We start from the raw sequence: 3,802 nt of genomic DNA on the forward strand, positions 1-3,802 counted from the left end.
GGTTTAGCAGGGCGTTAGAGCACATAAGCTTGTGGGGCGGGAGTTCGCAGAACGTAGCAACACAAGTCAGCTTTAGCTGAATGTGCTCTAACGGTCTCGGCTATGAGTAGTTGTGTGGTTTAGCACTTAACTTTGCAAGTACACACCAAACTGAAAATCCGTGAGACACGAGCACGCAGTGCGAACTGTGCGTCAGCAAATTTTCAGAAGTAGGCGAGAACAAGCAATTACTTATAGCCAATGTTGTGCAACGTTTTATATTAATCTGTGATTCTTTTTTTATTAATAACAAAATCTTCCTTTTTAGGCATGTAGTCCTTTTTAATTTCTCCATTTACAATAATTTCATCAAAATAAAGTTCTGCTCCGATAGTATTAAACAAATCGTTCGTATTTTGAAGTTGAAAATGCAGATGAGCTTGAGTCGTGTTGCCAGAATTCCCGCATTTAGCTATAACCTGACCTTGCTTAACCCAATCTCCTTCTTTAAATAGAATTGAGTTCATCTTAATATGTGCGAACAACAAATATTCTTTTCGCTCTGTTTCTAGAATGATCGTATTTCCCGTTATGTCTGCCCTATTTACCTCGCCTGGTACATTGTCCTTAATTCCATCAATCACTTTTACAACTTTCGCGTCACAAGGGGCAATGATATCTCTTCCAAAAACAAAATAGCTTTCATTTTTTGTTGAGTCTCCTTTATACGGTGCACCATTTGCAACCATTAATATGTCTAAGGCATATTGCTGATTCAGATCTGTCATATGGTAATTTACATCTTCGGTTTTTCCACCCCAATAAACAAAGGCCTCTTCTTTAAATGGAAAAATCATTTTGGTTGCATTTCTTTTTAATACAGAGGAATTCTCAAAGCTATTTCGAGGTATAAACAATCCAGTAATTTGATTCTTTTTGTTTAAGGAAAATGAAATATCAACAACTGCCTTTTCAAAGGTAGTTCGGTATACATGAGCCGAATTGTTTATGTCATAAAATCTCATTGTTTTTATCATGCCAAAATTGGATCTAACTGTATTCATAAAATCAGTCATTTTTCCTTTCGGTATGAGACTCTCCATTGCCTCATCTAGCATACTATGAATACCATCATAATTCAACTTATTATATTCCGATTGGAATTTGACAGCAACTTCTTCATAGTTTTTCTGTTCGCTCTGTGAGAAACAGAATGAAATAGTCATCATAAAAACACTTAGTATTACGTATTTCATAAAGTTCTTGAATATTTCACAATAACAGTTATATAATTAAACCTAGTACAGTTTATAATTAAGATTATCAGCGGTTTATTTAGATATTAAAACCTGAAGTAAGGTGAATATATTCTCGACTGGCCTCAGGTATTCTTTACTCATTTATTTTCTCAAATTCAAACTGTATTTCTATATCAGGACTGGAAACAGAAGCATTTAATTTGTTCCCATTCTTCCAATATTTAATCCTATTTGGAAAATCGATTTCTTTATTCTCACAGATAAACTCATTTTCACTATGACCTAATCCGTTAAATGTAACCGATTCAATCTCTTCAGGAACTTTCACAATTATATCCCATTTATTACTCACCTTAATCAATCGAATATTCTCTTGCTTAATGGTATCTCCGTTTTGCATCGTAAATCCAATTCCTGAATATTCCGTCTCATTTATCTTCTCCCAATTTTCAAACGTTGCTTTTCCTTCTTCTTCATTCAATCTTTTCCATTTTCCTAACAACCAGTCAAAATTCTCTATCTGTTCAGTTGATTCAGATTCTTTTTTATCTATTTTTATAATAGTTTTTTCTTTTTTTATCTGATTACACGAGATAAATAAAATTCCGATTATTAAAATTATTATTTGTTTCATTGTTGTTCGTTTTGTTTGTGGCTAATTTTGAATAATAGACCAATTACTCCTAATGTAAGGATAATATGCCCTAAAGTAATGATACTCCTACTATCAAAAATAAATGACCCTAATCCTGTTAAAATTACACCAAATATTACTGCTATTGTTAAAAGGGTCTGTTTTTTTATGAATTTTCCGGCGTGTATTGCCAAACCAAGATAAAATAAAGCCGGTCCTATTGTTATGAACGGAATTCGAATAGATGGTTCATTCATTATTTGATGGGTCAAATTGTCCATTCCCTCATAATCGGTTCCATAACTCCACCATAGAAAATCAATAGTCGCCTGTCCAATCAGGGCGATTGCCCCAAGTGATGTTAGAATTGTTGCTGTATTACTGAATATATTATCGGAAAAAACATAGTTTATGGACAGTGTAAATAATACTCCTAAGAATAGAAGCCAATGAGCATAATCAATGGGTTTTTGAGTTTGGATAAATTCCGTACCTCCAAGTAGCAATAATTGGTTGATAATAAGAAACAATAGTCCAATAACAGTTAATACTTTTAGTTTCATTCGTTCAGGTTATTTATTTTATCAAAATACCATAATTTTACTACTCTAATTTTTATAAATCCTATTCGTTGAATAACCGAATTGGATTTTAAGTAATGTTGCACAACGCCATGCGGATATGGCGAGTTGCGATTGCAAGCAATGCTTGCATTAGCGAAAGTAGCCATTAGACGCAATTTGTTAAATCCGCTGTTGGCAAAAAGGGTACTTCCGTGCCCGTGTGCCCGGAAGCTTTTTAATTATTTACTGTTACTAAATATAGCAAAAGGATATCAAATTGCAGTCGTACTGCATGGCGTTAGGCAAAAATAGCTTGAATAGGAGCGCGATAGCGCGATTTAAGCGGCCGCAGGCATTTTTGCCTAACGGTTTTGGCTATGGTTTCGTTACGGAATGGTACGCGAGTGTCATTCCGCCGTAACCATAAATTTAGCAAAAAGGCTTGAAATTCCGATTAGGAATTTCAGCCGTAATGAACTATAGCCGTTGTTACCAAATGTTATTTATTCTTGATTTCAGTCAAGCGGCCGTTTTCATCAAATTTTGCAGTAATGAAATTTTCTCCGCTTTTAGCTTTTATGAAATTACTCCCAAGTACTATTTCAAACTTTTTGTCAATTAAGTAATTCTTAAGCGCTTCTCTATGATTGACTTCCGTGAAGCTTATAAATTGTGTGAAAACTGAAATTAACTTTTCTGCTGAAGTGTTACTTGGTATAGGAATTCTTTCACTATCGATAGTTACAACTAAATTTCCTCTTCCATAATTTGCTAAATAGTAGCATTTTGCATTAAATAGTCCAGCAGAAATCATTCCTATTTTATGGTCGATTCCCTCAGCATTGTTAATTTGTTTGACAGTTAATTCTGGTATATTCCAATTTTCTCCTAATGACTTTAATTTAAATGATTGTTGTAGTAAATTATCAGGTAAACCACTTTGGGTATTTGCCCAACCCCATAACCAAGAATTGTCAGAAAAGGAAAAAGTTCCAATTATTTGAACTGGAAATACTAGATTTTCACCAAAAGAAATTTCACCTTTGTTTGTATCGAAACTCCAAGAATTTTCTCCTATTAAATCACTGAAAATAAGTTGCTTTTCAAATGAATAGGCTCCGGTTTGTACTAATAATTGATTTAAAGAGGTAGGCTTATCTTTCTCTATAATTCTATAATCTTCAGGACTCTGAGCTTTAGTTTCAATCAATCCCAAGATTGATAACATAATTAAAATATTTCTTTTCATTTTTAATATTTGGTAACGGTTTGGGCTATGGTTTCGTTGCGGAATGGTTCGGCAGAACTATTCCGCCGTAAACCAAAGTTAGCAAATACGCAGGAATTTCCGAGAGGAAATTCCGCCG

General features: G+C 33.9%; 4 protein-coding genes. All 4 read right to left on the reverse strand.

Features of this window, described 5'->3' with window-relative positions; all coding sequences use genetic code 11:
• Positions 1–260 precede the first annotated feature (260 nt).
• The 4 genes from LBU54_RS15095 to LBU54_RS15110 all read right to left on the reverse strand — a co-directional run bounded on the left by LBU54_RS15095 (position 261) and on the right by LBU54_RS15110 (position 3,684).
• Positions 261–1,235 (reverse strand): DUF3887 domain-containing protein, encoded by a 975-nt coding sequence (locus tag LBU54_RS15095; protein ID WP_224531925.1) that lies wholly within the window; start codon positions 1,233–1,235, stop codon positions 261–263.
• A 136-nt stretch (positions 1,236–1,371) separates the two neighbouring features.
• Positions 1,372–1,872, reverse strand: a complete 501-nt coding sequence (locus tag LBU54_RS15100; protein ID WP_224531926.1) for a hypothetical protein — start codon at positions 1,870–1,872, stop codon at positions 1,372–1,374.
• Complete coding sequence (locus LBU54_RS15105; protein WP_224531927.1) at positions 1,869–2,435, reverse strand: hypothetical protein; 567 nt, start codon at positions 2,433–2,435, stop codon at positions 1,869–1,871. Before LBU54_RS15105 ends, LBU54_RS15100 begins: the two co-directional genes overlap by 4 nt.
• Positions 2,436–2,934: 499 nt before the next feature.
• Entirely contained in the window at positions 2,935–3,684 is a 750-nt protein-coding gene (locus tag LBU54_RS15110; protein ID WP_224531928.1) for a DUF6882 domain-containing protein, read from the reverse strand.
• Between the last annotated feature and the right edge of the window lie 118 nt (positions 3,685–3,802).

Origin of the sequence: Winogradskyella alexanderae (assembly GCF_020166335.1) — a bacterium.
GTDB classification, from domain to species: Bacteria; Bacteroidota; Bacteroidia; order Flavobacteriales; family Flavobacteriaceae; genus Winogradskyella; species Winogradskyella alexanderae.